Genomic DNA, 15,572 nt, shown 5'->3' on the forward strand with positions numbered 1-15,572 from the left:
TTTAATGTGAAGAGGTTAGCATGCTAGGCCAGTTGCGGCGAATTGTTCAGGATGTGGCACAGGAGCCGATACTTAACAAGGCGCTCGCTGGCTTGGTAAGTAGTGTCAAGCATGCATTGGCAACCGAATGTTGTTCGGTTTATCTGGCTGATTATCAGCAACAGCACTTTATGCTGATGGCAACCGATGGTTTGAATCAGGATGCGGTCGGCAAAGTCTCCATTGGTTTTTCTGAAGGCTTGATTGGCTGGGTTGGCCAGCGTGAAGAGCCGATCAACCTGGCGCAGGCTCACCTGCATCCGCGTTTTAAAGTCACCCCCGAGGTCAGCGAGGATCGCTTTTCAGCTTTTCTTGGGTGTCCGATTATCCACCACCGCAAAGTATTAGGCGTACTAACAATTCAGCAATCAGCCGAGCGGGTATTTAGCGAAGATGAAGAGTCTTTTCTGGTTACCCTGGGGGTACAGCTGGCGTCGGTGCTGGCTAACGCCGAGATGCGCGACGCTGCCAGTCGCAGTTCCGGTTATCAGCAACAGGTTTCTCAGCTGGCTGGCTTACCCGGCGCGCCCGGCATGGCGATTGGTCAGGCCTATGTGTTGCAACCAGCCAGTGATTTTGCGGCGATCTCGCTGAAAAAAGCCGAGGACCCGGAAAAAGAGCTGGCGCACTTTTACCGTGCTGTCAAAATCACTAAAGCGGAATTTAACCGGCTGGCCGAACGCATGTCGCAGCATTTACCTGAAGATGCACTGGCCATTTTTGATGTGTATCATCAGTTGCTTGATGCTGCCAGCCTGGGGCGGGAAATTGAAGCGCAGATCGCAGAAGGCTGGTGTGCAAAAAGCGCGTTAAAACGCGTGGTAGAGCGCTTTGCCCGCCAGTTTGATGATATGGAAGATCCCTATCTGCGCGAGCGTGGCCTGGATATCCGCGATCTGGGGCAGCGGGTACTGAATAATTTACTGGATACGGAACAGCGGCGTGCGAAACTACCCGAGCAGGTGGTGCTGGTCGCTGATGAAGTCACCGCAACCATGCTGGCAGAAATCCCGCGTGAACAACTGGTTGCAGTAGTGTCTTTGCGTGGTTCGGTTAACTCACATGCTGCTATTATGGCCAGAGCCCTCGGGATCCCGGCGGTAATGGGCGTCAGTGAGCTGCCGCTGTTGCATTGGCATGAGCAGAAACTGATTGTCGATGGTTATCAGGGGCTGATCCTGTTGTCGCCAACTGAGGCGTTGAGCAATGAATATTTACGCCTGATCAGTGAAGATCAGGCCATGCATGCCCGCTATCAGCAAGAAATCGCGCTGCCGTCACAATCACAATGTGGCGAACGTTTTAAGTTAATGGTCAACTCTGGTCTGGCGGTTGAGCTGGAGAATCAGCATGCGCAGTACACCGATGGCGTTGGCCTGTATCGAACCGAATTTCCTTTTATTATCCGCAGCCGCTTCCCGACTGAGCAAGAGCAAATCGAACTCTATGCCAAGGTATTAAGCAGCTACCCGCAGAAAACGGTAGTGATGCGCACTCTGGATGTTGGGGGCGACAAAGCTTTACCTTATTTCAGTATCATTGAGGAAAATCCGTTTCTGGGTTGGCGGGGGATCCGTTTGACGCTGGATCATCCGGAAATTTTCCTGGTGCAGATCCGGGCGATGGTAAAAGCCAATGTCGGACAAGATAATCTACATATTTTATTGCCGATGGTGTCGGATCTGGCGGAAGTTGATGAAGCCATCCGGCTGATCCGCCAAGCCTGCTTCGAGGTTGGTGACGAGTTAGGCATTGCGGTACCCCGGCCGAAAGTGGGGGTGATGATTGAAGTGCCGTCGGTACTTTATCTGTTGCCTGAGTTGGCAGCCCGGGTCGATTTTTGCTCCGTGGGTACCAACGATTTAACCCAATACTTGTTAGCCGTTGACCGTAATAACGCCCGGGTGGCAAACCTGTATGATGCGCTGCATCCGGCAGTATTACGTGCCTTGCACCAATTAGGGCAACAGGCACAGGCGCTGCAGTTTCCAATCAGTATTTGTGGTGAACTTGGCGGTGAACCGGCCGGGGTCTTACTCTTGGCGGCGATGGGGTTCCGGCGCTTTAGTATGAACAGCAGCAACCTGGCGCGGATCAAATGGTTACTGCGCCGGGTAGAGCTGTCTGAACTGGCCTTGTTGTTGCCTGAAGTGCTGTGTTGCCATTCGCCAAAACAGGTGCGATTGCAGGTTCAGCGTTTCCTCGAGCATAAGCAGTTGCTAACCCAGGTCAGAACCTGACAGGTCAGGTGCTAATGGCCCAGGCGCTGATAGCCCAGACCAGTTCACAGTTTCCTACGCCAGGAATACCGACAAAGACCGCAGCCAAGACTCAACAAGCGCTGTTGCCTCTGCTACACTGGGCGCACTTTTCTAACTGAGTTGTCATTTTGCTATCCATTTTCCTGTTAACTGCCTTGTTGGGCGCACTGGTCGGGTTATTGGCCGGTTTGCTGGGTATCGGTGGCGGTTTGGTCATAGTGCCGGTGCTGGTGGTGATGCTGCCAGCTTTTGCAGTAGTGCCGGCTGAACATGCGATGTTGGTGGCCATTGCAACCTCGCTCGCTTCGATCATTATTACCTCCTTGTCGTCAGTGCGGGCGCATCACAAACGGAATAACGTCAGCTGGCATATCGCCGTGCCGGTGATGCTGGGAGCTGGGAGCGGTGCCTTATTGGTCGGCTATCTGGCGCACAATTTGAGTGGTAAGACGCTGCAACTTATTTTTGGTGTCGCTGTCGGTTTATTGGCGCTTAGAATGTTAAGTGCGCAAAGTGCCTCCGGCAAGCTACCACTGCCGGCAAGGCCGCTGTTGGCCGTGCTGTCGGCATTACTGGGCAGTTTCGCCGCCTTACTGGGGATTGGCGGTGGTGCGCTGATTGTGCCTATGCTGAACTACTTTAGTGTCGACATGCGCCGGGCTATCGGTTGTGCGGCGGCCAGTGGTATTGCGATAGCAGTATTTGGTACCCTCGGCTACGTCAGCGCAGGCTGGCAGCATTACAGCTTGCAGCAGGGCTTTATTGGTTATATCTATTTACCTGCATTACTGGGGGTAATCAGTACTTCGGTGTTTACCACCTCTGTTGGAGCCACGTTGACGCAGCGGTTGCCGGTGTTGACCATTAAGCGGGTATTTGGCGTATTTTTGTTACTGGTGGCGGCGCGGATGATTCTGAGCTGAGAGCGTCAACAGCATTAAAGTAGGGACATTATGACAACTGAAGTTTTTTACACCCATGCAATTAATCCGGTGGCACTGGACCTCGGGTTTTTGAAAATTCACTGGTATGGTGTGATGTATCTGGTGGCCTTTGCTATCGCCTGGTGGCTGGCGAATCGTCAGGCGGCGGAACCCGGTTCCGGCTGGGACAAGGAGCAAGTCAGCGATCTGTTGTTCTACGGCTTTCTCGGGGTGCTGCTGGGTGGCCGCCTGGGTTATATTCTGTTCTACCAGTTTAGCTATATGCTGCAGGACCCGCTTTATCTGGTGCGGATCTGGGAAGGGGGCATGTCGTTCCATGGTGGCTTACTTGGGGTACTGGCGGCAATGGCGCTGTTTACCCGTAAGTATCGCAAGTCTTACCTGGCTCTGGGCGATTTTGTTGCGCCACTGATCCCGCTGGGGTTGGCTGCGGGGCGGATCGGTAATTTTATTAATGGTGAATTATGGGGCCGGCCGACCGATGTGTCCTGGGCAATGGTGTTCCCTACCGGTGGTGACATCGGCCGCCACCCGTCACAACTCTATCATGTGGCGCTGGAAGGGCTGTTGCTGTTCGCGATCATTATGCTGGTGCGCCGCGCTAAACCGGCAACCGGTACCCTGGGCGGCGTCTTTCTGGCCGGTTATGGCATGGCGCGCTTTAGCGTCGAGTTTTTCCGTGAGCCGGATGCACATCTTGGCGTTTTATCCTTGGGCATGACGATGGGGCAGTGGCTATGCTTGCCGATGATAATTGCCGGCCTGGCGATTATTGTTTTCGCCCGCTCCCGTGCCGCAACTGCCGGAGCTAAAGCATGAAGCAGTATCTTCAATTATGTCAGCGGATCATTGAGCAGGGAACCTGGGTGGAGAATGCCCGCACCGGTACCCGCTGCTTAACCGTGGTTAATGCCGATCTGGAATATGATGTGGCGAATAATCAGTTTCCACTGCTGACGACCCGCAAAAGCTATTACAAGGCGGCGATTGCCGAGTTGCTGGGTTATTTACGCGGCTACGACAGTGCGGCACAGTTTCGCGCCCTCGGTTGCAATACCTGGAATGCCAATGCGAACGAAAATCGCGCCTGGCTGGCTAATCCGCATCGTAAAGGTGAAGATGATATGGGGCGGGTGTACGGTGTGCAGGGCCGGCGTTGGCAGAAACCAGATGGTACCACCCTGGATCAGCTACAAAAGGTGGTGACTAATCTTAGTCAGGGCATTGATGACCGGGCGGAAATCCTGACCTTTTATAATCCGGGAGAGTTCGAGCTGGGTTGTCTGCGGCCTTGTATGCACACCCATACCTTCAGCCTGCTTGGCGATACCCTGTATCTGACGTCCTACCAGCGCAGCTGTGATGTGCCGCTTGGCCTGAATTTTAATCAGGTGCAATGCTTTGTATTGCTGGCGCTGATGGCACAGATCACAGGCCTTAAGCCGGGCAAGGTGTATCATAAGATCGTTAATGCGCATATTTATGAGAATCAACTGGAGCTGATGAAAATGCAGCTGCAGCGTGAGCCTTACCCTTCACCGCGGTTGACCATCAACCCACAAATCCGAAGCTTAGCCGATCTGGAAACCTGGGTAACACCGGATGATTTTGTGCTACACGATTATCAGTGCCACCCGCCAATTAAATACCCTTTTAGCGTCTAGTCAAAAAATCATCTCTTGTTGTGGCCTGCTTTTTGCTTGAAGCAAGTTGATAACCAGCAAGAGGTGATTATGAACAAGTGTCTTGGCCTGCCGCTAGTGGCATTGCTTGCCAGCTGCGCGCATCAGCAACCTGAACCGACAGTGTCGATGCCGGTTCGTCAGGTCTCTGCCGTTGGCTTAAGCCCACAGCCACTGGGATTTTATACTCAGCGTCTGGCGGAACAGCTTTTTCAAACGCCTGCCGGACAACAACCGCAGTTGCGGCATAAAATTGCCATCAGTAGTTTTGTACCGGTGCGGCAATTGTCACTGGTCAATGCTGGTACAGAGCAAACGGATTTAGCCAATCAGCTGGCGGAAAGCTTACTCACCGAAGCGGTACAGCGCGGCTATGAAGTCGTCGATATCCGGTTACGTGCTGCAGTACTACTGCAACAGGATCATGAACAAGCCTTTTCCCGCTTATTGCACGAGCTACAGCAACAACAGCAAGCCCGGGTATTACTCAGTGGTACCTTTGTACCGCAGGAGGATGGCTGGATTGTCAATGCCAGACTGATTGATATCCAAAGTCAGCAGGTGCTGGCTGCGGCCACCGACTATGTGCCGGATAATGTGTTGTGGAGTGCGGAGAAGATGCTGAAAAGAGGCAATTTTTTATATCGTAGCGATCGAATTGGAGAGCGCCCATGAACAAATCAGCTATCAGTGTCGCTATCTTGCTGGCATTGAGCGGTTGCGCCCAGCAAACGGCACAACCCAAGGTAGTACCGGAAAATGCGGTGTCGATGCGCGGCGACCTGGCACGGCAAGAGCGTATTTTACAGCAGCAGGCGTTCGCGGTTGAGTCAGCCCCGACGCAGCAGCGACAAACCCCGGTTATCACGCTGGACCATTATGCTCGTAATCTGGTGCATGATTTGATGGCAAATCATCACCGGGTAGAAGAGCAAGCCATGGTTGCAGTGACGGATCTGGCATTTCTGGACTCAGATCTGCAGCACGGCTCGGTATTTACCAATCACCTGAGCGAAGCCATTATCTATGACTTGCATCTGTTTGGCGTGCCGGTACTGGATTTTAAAGTCACCGATTATATCCGGGTGACGGAGAAAGGTGACTTTGTACTGAGTCGTGATTTTAGCGAGTTATCGGCAGAGTTACCGATCAAATACGTGGTTACCGGTACTGTAACGCGGCATCAGGCTGGAGTGATGTTAAACGCCAGATTAATCCAGATCGACAATAAAAGGGTGGTATCGGCGGCTCGTACCTTTGTGCCGGCGGCGGTTTATAACGCTATTCTGCAACAACGCCAGGATAACAGTCTAAAACTGAAACAGGGTTGATTGCCGGTGTTGTACCCGGCAATACACAATCTTAGCGGTTAACATCAATATGCTCCGTACAAACCTCGTTATTTTTCTGAGGCTTTGCTAAAGTTTAAGCCAAGGCCGCCGACAAGTAGAGGTTAGCCTAAATCTGGGGTCAGGAGCGTATGATGAAAAGCAAATATCTGGCATTGCTTGCCGGTGCCGTCTTGCTAAGCGGCTGTTACAGTTACCAAAGAACGGAGTGTGATAGCAAAGGCAATTGCCGGACTGAGGTCCGCCGCCAGGTACAGGACCAGGCGCCTGCCGACCGGGTTATGCCGGTATCTTCTGGTCAGGCCGCCAGCCCGCTGCGGCAGAATGGCTGGATGGTGCCACACCAGTATGTCACCAGTTTAAATGCCAATAAGCAGCTTAATGACTATGTGGCGCAGATGGCGATGCAGCTGGTTGAAACCTTTCATTATTTCCCGGTCGAATCCCGCGTGGCCGTGGCATCCTTTGTTGATTTAGACAGTGAGTTAAACCGCACCAATATTATTGGTAACCAACTGGCTGAAGCCTTTATTCATCAGTTCCAGCAGTTCGGTATCCAGGTTGTCGATTTTAAAACCACCCGCGATATTCAGGTGACACCGAGCGGTGATTTTGTCTTTAGCCGGCAGCACAACCAGCTTGATATGATGCAGCAAATTGATTATGTGTTATCAGGAACTATGGTATTTACCCCAAGAGGTATTATGGTGAATGCCAGAGTGATTAACTTTCGCACTAAAGTAGTTGCTGCCAGTTCACAGCAGTTGATCCCACATTTTGTGGTCAGCTCGCTGTATCCGCAAATACTGCGCTAGGAGATGGCCGCCCCAACAGGAATCGAACCTGTAACTGCCCCTTAGGAGGGGGCCGTTATATCCATTTAACTATGGGGCGGGCGGCGCAGAGTCTAACAGACTGAAAAGATTCTGTGAATCTTTTCAGTCTGTGGTTAGTTTGCTGCCAGACTGACGATATCACCAGGCTGAATATGATTAAGTAATTGCTGTGACGGTGAGGCAGCCCAGGCACCATCAGGGGTAACTTCCGTGAGTAGCAACTGTAACGGGCTGTGTAGCAGGCGCCGGATTTGATTATCTTGTGGATCCCGCTGCAACTGGATGATTTGGATCTGATCACCGACCCGCAGACCGTGATTACTACCCAAAGGAATTTGCAGCTGTTGTTGGCGAACCTGACGGATCTGGGTCAGCAAGGGCTGACACTGCAGCTGCTGGCCAATATCCTGGGCCGCAGTACGCAGCACCTGGTCAATTTTCTGACCATAAGGCATTTGCCAGAATGCCATGCTGTGACTGGCTGGCGTAGCGTCAGAGGTAGGCCAGTAACTTCCGGTACGATATTCCTGCTGGTAGCGGACCCGCCGCTCAAAGGTATCATATAACCAGAGTTCGAAGGCGAAGAAGCGCTCATGTTGACTGCTTTGCCAGAACTTGTTCAATTTTTTACCAAGCGACAGGTCATTAATACTGGCTATTAGAATAAACTGATGGCCGCGGTTAAACAGGGCATCTGCGGTTGCCTGGTCCAGCATCTGTAACGGGATTGGCTGAGGCGATGGCTCCACCAGCAGTGCCGGAGCAAAGTCACGCAGATGCCGGTTTAATTGCCGGCTACTATCGCTACCCAGTTGAAACAGCTGGCCTGAAATCGCATCCTGCCGGGCCTGAAGCTGAATTTCGCTTACCAGTAGCGGTGTGCGGTACTGGGCCTGGCAGGCCTTGCCTTCAGCGACAATATGGGCTTTGAGCGTGATCGTCACCTGGTTTTTACTCTGAACCTCTGACAGCAGCTGTACTTCTTTTAATTCCGCAGCGCTGCTTAAGGTGATCTGACTGTGCTGCATAATGCCTTGGATCACCTGTTGCTGGCTTTGTAATCTGGCGCCGGCAAATAAGCTGGCCCGTTGCAATGCATCTTCAATTGCGGCTTTGCGTGCGCTGTTCAGGTCGCCCCGTTCAATCGCCGCCTGCCCGGTGGCTTCATACCAGTTGGCGTGCAGTAATGGGCTGAACAGCAGGCTCAGGCCGCTCAGCGCTGTCAGAAGCGCTTTTGTCATAGGTTTAATCGTCATCCCGCTTTCGCTCGTGTCAAAAGAGTGCTGTGTTTAATAAAGCAAAGTTTATGCCTAACTGGCATTTTTTTTGCTAAACAAAAACAGTAGCAATAGGTTTTGTCGCCGGGCTTGTCGAGTTGTCGGCAACTGGCAACAACAGCATGGCAGTATTACAGTGAGCACAGTCACTTTGCTAAGGGTAAGTACTATGAAAGTTATAGGTTTCGTATTGCTTGGTAGCGGCCTGATGATCTCAGGCTGTAGCCAATTCGCGGATCGGCATATTGAATACCAGCATGAAACACCTGTCAGTTTTCCGGTGATCACTGCTTTGGGTGCCGCGCCCATATCGTTACAACAAGGCAGTAATGAGACGCAACGTATGCTATTAGCGATGCGGGCGTCGAAGTTGGAAGCCTATCGCGAGTTGGCGGAGCGGGTATATGGTCAAAGAATTGACAGCCAGAACACCGTCAGTGCAATGGTGGCAAAGAATGATGTGCTCGAAGCGTCGGTGCAGGGCTTGATCCGTGGCGCCAGAGTAGTGAAAAGCTATGCTGTGGATGATACTTACGTGACGGAGTTGGAGCTGAATTTCGCTGAAGTGTATGCCACCTTGCAACATACCCAACCAAAACAAAGCATCAGGAGTGTGCGCTACCTGTGGTAGCGCCGGTCAGGCTTTAATGCCTGGCCCTTTATTCTCAACAGCCGGTTGGCCTTTACTGGTATAGGTCAGGCCGGATTTGCCCTTAGCGCCCAATAATTCGTTCTTAAAGCGTTGTAAAATAAGCTGACTTTGTTCCAGTGCTTGCTGGTTAACGGCGGTTTGAGCTTTGCAGTCAGCCAGTTTTTGTTCCAGCAGTGCGCGTTGTTCAACAAACCAGGCTTCAGCTTTTACCGCTGCCAACTGTGGCTGTGCGGCAAGTTCAGCGTCAGTGGCACTGATTTGTGTTAACAGCGCCGTTTTCTCGGCAATAACCTGCTCTAAGGTTTCCACCTGTCTTTCAGCGAGGGCAGAGAGTTCATTTTTCAACAATAGCAACAGCGCATCCAATTGCGCTGCTTGCTTGGTCAGGACAGTGATGATGAGATCGTGGCTGCTATTCATTTACGGTCGAACAAATCGCCTTCAAATTGCATAATGCGTTTTGCCAGCATCTCAACATTCACTTTGTATTTGCCTTCAGCAATAGCTTGCTTGATTTTGTTCACCCGCTCCTGATCAATACCTGAGCTATTGGCGGCCTTTTCCTGTAATTTGGAAAATTGCTGCGCTTGCGGGGTAATGGATACCGAATCCTGCTTTTGTACTGCCTGATTGCTGGCATTTTGCTGCACCGCCGTTTGTTGGCGTTGCACTAATTGCTCAGTGCTACCGGCATTGCCGGCTTTGTCAGTTTTGACCTGCGGTGCATTTTGCTGCAGGTTATTGATATTTATAGCCATAGTAGAACCTCATCACCTTAAACACAGTCCTTATGCTTAGGTTAACGGCAGTTTGCCTCTAAACTTTAGCACTTTTTTCAGAATTTAAAACCGGACCTTTACCTGATTGACACCGGTCACTTCGGTGCTAATGGCACGGCCAGATTGTTGATTACGCACCTGGATGACTTCACCCAGGGTACCATCCTGTTGTGCAACGCCTGTGGCGGATACGGCAAGGCCACCCTGGCTGATTTCTATTGTAACAATATCTCCCCGGCATACAAGACAAAGATCCTGCAAACTAAGGATTTGGCCTGCACTCAGGCTGCGTTTATTCCGGCTGCCAGCAACCGTCGCGATGTCCTGCACAATATTACCACGTACCAACCGACGTTCCCGGCGCTGCACTTCTAACATATCGGCAGTGATGATGGTTCCTGGAGCGATATTTTGCCTGCTCACCACCAGGGCCAACCATTCAGTAAGTCGGGCCGGTACAAATAGCTGCCAGCTGGTTGGCGCACTACAACTAATCTGCACCGTCGTCTGACGCGGGTTAGCATTGGCCGGCAGACTGATTTGTGGCTGATGGGCGCAGTCTTTACTGCCAATCCGGCTATCAAGTGCCGTGACGTGGATTTCGCTCTCCAGCTCATCGACTGCCCATGCCGTTTGCAGCCAGTCCTTTACCGCATAAGTCAGTTGCGATGGACTAAATTGTTGCACTTGCGCCTGACACCAGGGACTGATGGTGAAGGCGAGTAGCAGTATGCAGCTGCGGATAAAATTTTCGTACTTTTTCATATAGTTTGGCTATGCTTTACGAATAAAGGGTTATAACATGCCTGAAGATAGACAGTGCCGTAGTTTTGACTACGGCTCCACGACAGTATGCAAATACCAAGCCGTTTGGCTGCCTAAGGAGAGCTTGATGTCCAGTATTCTCGATTCCGTTAACCAACGTACGCAGCTGGTTGGGCAGAACCGCTTGGAATTATTACTTTTTAAGCTCAATGGCCGCCAACGTTACGGCATTAACGTGTTTAAAGTGCGGGAAGTATTGCAATGTCCAAAGCTGACGGCGATGCCGAAGCGAAATCCTTTTGTGCGGGGCATTGCCCATATCCGTGGCCAAACGATTTCCGTGATTGATTTAAGTCTGGCCACAGGTGGTAAGACAATCGCCGATTTATCGACTGCCTTTATTATCATTTCTGAGTATAACCGCTCAGTGCAGGGGTTTCTGGTCAGTGGGGTAGAGCGTATTGTTAATACCAACTGGGAATCTATTATGCCACCACCCAAGGGCACCAGCGGTAAGCAAAGTTACCTGACCGCGGTGACCGAAATTGATAAAGAGTTGGTTGAGATCCTGGACGTTGAAAAAATCCTCGAAGAGATTTCCCCTTCGCCGACGATGATTCATGATGAGGCCGTTACCCAGAGTATTACTACTGATCTTGGCGGTCGGGTGATTTTAATTGCCGATGATTCGGCTGTCGCCCGAAATCAGGTAAAACGGTCATTAGAACCACTGGGTGTCAGGATGCATTTGGTAAATAACGGTCGTGAGGCCCTGACTTATTTACAGCAACAGGCGAAAGAGTGTCAGGAGTCTATTACTGAAAAAGTAGGTTTGCTGATCTCTGATATCGAGATGCCGGAAATGGACGGCTACACCTTGACCGCAGAAGTAAAGGCCGACCCTAAACTGCGCCGTCTGCACGTTATTCTACATACCTCGCTAAGTGGGGTTTTTAATCAGCAGATGGTACAGAAAGTGGGGGCGGAAGACTTTATCGCCAAGTTTAACCCGGACGAGCTCGCACAATCGGTGCAAAAATGGCTACATGTTGATTAAAGGCTGAGGACGTCGCGTGTCAGATAAGCAATTACAGGACGCAGAGTACCGGCAATTCCGGGATTTTCTGGAACAGCAGTGTGGCATCGTGCTGGGTGATAATAAGCAATATCTGGTCAAAAGCCGGCTGGCGCCACTTATGCAGCGTTTTAGCATCGCTACGCTGTCTGAGCTGCTTACTAAAACGATGAATCCGTTTGAACGGCAGTTACGTTCAGCAGTAATTGACGCGATGACCACTAACGAAACCCTGTGGTTTCGTGATACCTACCCATACGAGTTGTTAAAGAACCAAATTTTTCCGGAGCTGGAAAAAACTTGCCGCAGCGTCAAAATTTGGTCAGCTGCCAGTTCTTCCGGTCAGGAGCCGTATTCTATTTCCATGACAGTTCTGGAATACCAGCAAGGCCGGCCCAATGCGTTTCCTGCCGGAGTGAGTATTTTAGGCACGGATATCTCCAATACTATGTTAGAACACTGCCAGCGCGCCGAATATGATGGATTGGCTTTAGCTCGTGGTTTATCACCTGAGCGGCGCAGCCGCTTTTTTGAAGATAGCGGCAAAGGTATGATGCGGATCAAGGATCAGGTGAAGAAAAACGTGAGTTTCCGGCACCTTAACCTGTTAGATAGTTATACCTTGTTAGGTAAATTCGATATTATATTTTGTCGTAACGTGCTGATTTATTTCTCTCCTGAAGTTAAAGCAAAAATTATCCGCCAGTTTTCGCAGGCATTAAACAGTCGCGGCCATTTGATCCTTGGCGCCTCAGAGTCCTTGTCCAGCCTGAACGAGGACTTTGAAATGTTACGCTGTAATCCAGGCATTATTTACCGCAAGAAAACCTGACTTTTCAATTTGGCCTGCTTTTTGCTTCCTCATATTTAACGTGTAACAAGAGGTGGCAAGAAAATGGCTATCAGCTTTGACAAAGCCTTTGGCATGCACCCGGATGCATTATTAACCCGGGATCGGCGCGCGCAGGTGCTTTCAGAAAATATCGCTAATGCAGATACGCCGGGTTATAAGGCGAAAGATCTGGATTTTCAGCAGGCGCTGAACAATGCGCAGTCGCGGCAGAGCCGGCCGGTGAGTCGCACGCACGAAGGGCATTTTGCCATCTCTACCCAGAGCCGACAGGAAGTTAAATTCCGTAACCCGGATCAACCGGATACCGGCGATGGTAATAGTGTCGACGTGCATCACGAGCGGAATGCGATGATGCAAAACGCTATTCAGTATCAAACCAGTTTGCAGTTTTTAAACAGCAGAATCAGTGGCCTGAAAAAGGCTATCACAGGTACGGGACAATAATCATGAGCTTATTTAAAGTTTTCGATATTGCCAGTTCCGGTATGACCGCGCAGTCAGTACGGATGAATACCACGGCCAGCAATATGGCAAATGCCAACAGTGTCAGTAGCAGTATTGATCAGGTTTATAAAGGCCGGCATCCGGTGTTTGCCGCGGAGCTGTCGGAGGCAAAACGGCAACAAGATGCCGGTAGCGGTGTAAAAGTACTGGGTATCGTCGAGTCTGACGCGCCACCGGTAATGGAATATGCGCCTAATCATCCGATGGCAGACGAAAATGGTTATGTATACAAGCCGAACGTGAACATTATGGAAGAGATGGCGAATATGATTTCGGCCTCCCGCTCCTATGAAACGAACGTACAGACGGCAGACGCTGCTAAGCAAATGCTAATGCGCACCTTGCGTATGGGCCAGTCTGGCTAAGGAGTAACGGATGAGTAGCGTAAGTAATAATTCGGCACTGAATAACCTGTACTGGGAAGAAAAGCCTAAAGTCCAGGATAGAAATAACGGTGCGCTAACCCAGGCAGATTTTTTTGCGTTGTTAACGCAGCAACTGGCTTATCAGGATCCAACCAAACCAGTTGAAAATGATCAGATGATTGCGCAAATGACCAACTTTACTACTGCCGATGGTATCGGGAAGTTAAATGAGAACTTTTCCAGCCTGGCGCAAAGTATGACGTCTAATCAGGCACTGCAAGCCTCTTCTTTGGTGGGACGCTCAGTACTGACACAGTCTGACCAGCTCGTGTTTACCGGTGATAGTCTGGCGCGCGGTGTTATTGATTTGGAGCGGCCAGCCAGCTCACTACGAGTGATGATTGAAAACGAAAAAGGCGAGCTGATTCAGAGTTTCAGTGTGGAAAACCCGAAAATGGGCCGTAATAGCTTTATCTGGGATGGCACCTATTTACCCTCGGGAGAAAGCAGTGCCGACCTGATCGATGGTGAGCTATCGGAGCGCGTCAGAGCGGGTACTTACAAGTTAAAAGTCGAAGCGAGTTATAGCGATGGCACCCGCGCCAGTGTCCCGGCAAATGTCTATACGCCGGTGGGCAGTGTCAGTATGAATAGTAATGGTAAAGGCATCATGCTGAATCTACTGGGTCTGGGCGCAGTGAAATTAAGCGATGTGTTAGAAGTATCTTACGGTTAAGCGAGGTTTACTATGAGTTTTAATATTGCACTCAGCGGCCTGGCTGCCGCGCAAAAAGATCTGGACGTTACGGCTAACAATATTGCTAACGTAAATACCACGGGTTTTAAAGAGTCCCGTGCAGAGTTTGCTGATGTTTATGCCACTTCTATTTTTGCTTCCGGGCGCACCAAGGTTGGTGACGGTGTAACGACAGCTGTCGTTGCGCAGCAGTTTAACCAGGGCGCTCTGCAGTTTACTAACAATTCGCTGGATCTGGCGATCACCGGTGAAGGTTTTTTTGCGACAACGCCAGACCGTATTTCCCGTGATATGACCTATACCCGGGCGGGCGCCTTTAAGCTGAATAAGGATAACTTTATTGTTGATAATAAAGGTAACTTTTTACAGGGATTTTCGGTGGAACCAGTAACAGGTGAAAATCAATCGGTAAGCCTTAGTACAACAGCGCCGATTTCGATCCCGACGTCAGCCGGAGCGCCAAGAGCGACCAACAATATTTTCCTGAGTATGAATGTTGACTCCCGGGAAATAGCTAAAGATCCGCTGGTGCCCTTTAATGCCACTGACCGCTCTACCTATAACCATTCGACGTCGGTAACTGTTTATGACAGTCTGGGTGAAGCTCATACGGTAACGACTTACTTCAGAAAAACACCAACCACACCACCAGCGAATGCCGAGTGGGAAACTTTTGTGGTGTGGGATGGTATTACGGCAACTCCGTTCCAAGGGGATAACGTTGTTTTTGACTCCAGCGGTAATTTTGTCACGCCACCAGTGCCGACCATAACGTTACCTGCGGCACAGTTGAATGATCCTTTGCTCGGTTATCTGACCAACGGCGCACAATTTGCCGCTGATGTTGTGGTCAATTTCCGGGATGCGTCTGGCGTGCGACTGCCTACACAGTATGCTGCAGCTTTCGATGTCACCAACCTGAGTCAGGACGGCACGACTGTTGGTTTCCTGACCGGGGTGGATATCGATGCCTTTGGCCGGGTACTGGCCAGTTACAGTAACGGTGACTCGTCCTACCTGGCGCAAGTAACGCTGGTGCGTTTTGCTAATGTGCAGGGCTTAAAGCAGGTTGGTAATACATCATGGAAGCAGTCTATCACCTCGGGTGAACCCATTGCCGGACAGGCGAATATTGGCACCTTCGGCGCCGTGAATGCCTCCGCGCTGGAGCAGTCGAACGTTAACCTGACGACTGAGCTTGTTGATCTGATTACGGCGCAGCGTAACTTCCAGGCTAACTCGAGGGCGTTGGAAGTGAACAGCCAGTTGCAGCAGAATATCCTGCAGATCCGGTAAGTTTCTAGTCGCCAGGGTATCAGATACCCGTCAAGCAACACCCCGGCATCGTGCCGGGGTGTTTTTTTATTCCCTATATTGGCCGGCCTGGCTAGTTCTATTTCCAGTTGGCATTGTTATTGCTTCAGATATCACATT

18 protein-coding genes and 1 tRNA gene are annotated in these 15,572 nt (G+C 50.8%); 14 read left to right on the plus strand and 5 right to left on the minus strand.

Features of this window, described 5'->3' with window-relative positions:
• Positions 1-20 precede the first annotated feature (20 nt).
• The 7 genes from ptsP (at position 21) to H1D31_RS05580 (ending at position 7,090) form a co-directional block, all read left to right on the plus strand.
• Positions 21-2,279, plus strand: a complete 2,259-nt coding sequence (ptsP, locus tag H1D31_RS05550; RefSeq protein WP_008949742.1) for a phosphoenolpyruvate--protein phosphotransferase — start codon at positions 21-23, stop codon at positions 2,277-2,279.
• 149 nt (positions 2,280-2,428) lie between these two features.
• Positions 2,429-3,223, plus strand: a complete 795-nt coding sequence (locus tag H1D31_RS05555) for a sulfite exporter TauE/SafE family protein (protein WP_261256799.1) — start codon at positions 2,429-2,431, stop codon at positions 3,221-3,223.
• A 30-nt stretch (positions 3,224-3,253) separates the two neighbouring features.
• A complete protein-coding gene (gene lgt / locus H1D31_RS05560; RefSeq protein ID WP_261256801.1) occupies positions 3,254-4,063 on the plus strand; it encodes a prolipoprotein diacylglyceryl transferase in 810 nt (269 codons plus the stop codon).
• Positions 4,060-4,908: a thymidylate synthase gene (locus H1D31_RS05565; protein ID WP_261256803.1), complete on the plus strand. Its 849-nt coding sequence runs from the start codon at positions 4,060-4,062 to the stop codon at positions 4,906-4,908. Before lgt ends, H1D31_RS05565 begins: the two co-directional genes overlap by 4 nt.
• A 69-nt stretch (positions 4,909-4,977) precedes the next feature.
• Positions 4,978-5,601, plus strand: a complete 624-nt coding sequence (locus H1D31_RS05570) for a FlgO family outer membrane protein (RefSeq protein WP_008949738.1) — start codon at positions 4,978-4,980, stop codon at positions 5,599-5,601.
• Positions 5,598-6,257, plus strand: coding sequence for a FlgO family outer membrane protein (locus H1D31_RS05575; RefSeq protein WP_008609922.1), 660 nt, complete (start codon positions 5,598-5,600; stop codon positions 6,255-6,257). Before H1D31_RS05570 ends, H1D31_RS05575 begins: the two co-directional genes overlap by 4 nt.
• Positions 6,258-6,409: 152 nt before the next feature.
• Positions 6,410-7,090: a FlgO family outer membrane protein gene (locus tag H1D31_RS05580; protein ID WP_261256808.1), complete on the plus strand. Its 681-nt coding sequence runs from the start codon at positions 6,410-6,412 to the stop codon at positions 7,088-7,090.
• Between the two features lie 4 nt (positions 7,091-7,094).
• On the opposite strand, the gene H1D31_RS05585 is transcribed toward H1D31_RS05580, so the two are convergent.
• Together H1D31_RS05585 and H1D31_RS05590 are read right to left on the minus strand one after the other, a co-directional pair.
• Positions 7,095-7,169 (minus strand) — tRNA-Arg (locus H1D31_RS05585).
• A gap of 55 nt (positions 7,170-7,224) precedes the next feature.
• Positions 7,225-8,352 carry a flagellar assembly protein FlgT gene (locus H1D31_RS05590; RefSeq protein WP_261256809.1) on the minus strand — a complete coding sequence of 376 codons (1,128 nt, stop codon included), beginning with the start codon at positions 8,350-8,352 and terminating at the stop codon, positions 7,225-7,227.
• A 205-nt stretch (positions 8,353-8,557) separates the two neighbouring features.
• On the opposite strand from H1D31_RS05590, the gene H1D31_RS05595 reads away from it, so the two are divergent.
• The gene (locus H1D31_RS05595) at positions 8,558-9,019 is read left to right on the plus strand and encodes an LPP20 family lipoprotein (RefSeq protein ID WP_008609925.1); all 462 of its coding nucleotides are present in this window, start codon (positions 8,558-8,560) and stop codon (positions 9,017-9,019) included.
• Positions 9,020-9,025: 6 nt separating this feature from the next.
• On the opposite strand, the gene flgN is transcribed toward H1D31_RS05595, so the two are convergent.
• From flgN to flgA, 3 genes are all read right to left on the minus strand, one after another.
• Positions 9,026-9,460 carry a flagellar export chaperone FlgN gene (gene flgN, locus H1D31_RS05600; RefSeq protein WP_008609926.1) on the minus strand — a complete coding sequence of 145 codons (435 nt, stop codon included), beginning with the start codon at positions 9,458-9,460 and terminating at the stop codon, positions 9,026-9,028.
• Complete coding sequence (gene flgM / locus H1D31_RS05605) at positions 9,457-9,798, minus strand: flagellar biosynthesis anti-sigma factor FlgM (RefSeq protein ID WP_008609927.1); 342 nt, start codon at positions 9,796-9,798, stop codon at positions 9,457-9,459. Before flgM ends, flgN begins: the two co-directional genes overlap by 4 nt.
• Before the next feature lie 84 nt (positions 9,799-9,882).
• A complete protein-coding gene (flgA, locus tag H1D31_RS05610; protein WP_261256811.1) occupies positions 9,883-10,584 on the minus strand; it encodes a flagellar basal body P-ring formation chaperone FlgA in 702 nt (233 codons plus the stop codon).
• A gap of 127 nt (positions 10,585-10,711) precedes the next feature.
• Here flgA and H1D31_RS05615 point away from each other — a divergent pair, with 127 nt between their 5' ends.
• The 6 genes from H1D31_RS05615 to flgE all read left to right on the plus strand — a co-directional run bounded on the left by H1D31_RS05615 (position 10,712) and on the right by flgE (position 15,434).
• Positions 10,712-11,641, plus strand: a complete 930-nt coding sequence (locus H1D31_RS05615; protein WP_261256812.1) for a chemotaxis protein CheV — start codon at positions 10,712-10,714, stop codon at positions 11,639-11,641.
• Positions 11,642-11,657: 16 nt separating this feature from the next.
• A complete protein-coding gene (locus H1D31_RS05620; protein ID WP_261256814.1) occupies positions 11,658-12,491 on the plus strand; it encodes a CheR family methyltransferase in 834 nt (277 codons plus the stop codon).
• Positions 12,492-12,554: 63 nt separating this feature from the next.
• Complete coding sequence (gene flgB / locus H1D31_RS05625; RefSeq protein ID WP_008609931.1) at positions 12,555-12,956, plus strand: flagellar basal body rod protein FlgB; 402 nt, start codon at positions 12,555-12,557, stop codon at positions 12,954-12,956.
• A gap of 2 nt (positions 12,957-12,958) precedes the next feature.
• Positions 12,959-13,381, plus strand: a complete 423-nt coding sequence (gene flgC, locus H1D31_RS05630) for a flagellar basal body rod protein FlgC (protein WP_008609932.1) — start codon at positions 12,959-12,961, stop codon at positions 13,379-13,381.
• A gap of 10 nt (positions 13,382-13,391) precedes the next feature.
• Complete coding sequence (locus tag H1D31_RS05635) at positions 13,392-14,117, plus strand: flagellar hook assembly protein FlgD (RefSeq protein WP_261256818.1); 726 nt, start codon at positions 13,392-13,394, stop codon at positions 14,115-14,117.
• A gap of 12 nt (positions 14,118-14,129) precedes the next feature.
• Positions 14,130-15,434 (plus strand): flagellar hook protein FlgE, encoded by a 1,305-nt coding sequence (gene flgE / locus H1D31_RS05640; protein WP_261256820.1) that lies wholly within the window; start codon positions 14,130-14,132, stop codon positions 15,432-15,434.
• The last annotated feature ends 138 nt before the right edge of the window (positions 15,435-15,572 follow it).

It is taken from the genome of Alishewanella sp. BS5-314, from assembly GCF_025377695.1.
GTDB classification, from domain to species: domain Bacteria; phylum Pseudomonadota; class Gammaproteobacteria; order Enterobacterales; family Alteromonadaceae; genus Alishewanella; species Alishewanella aestuarii.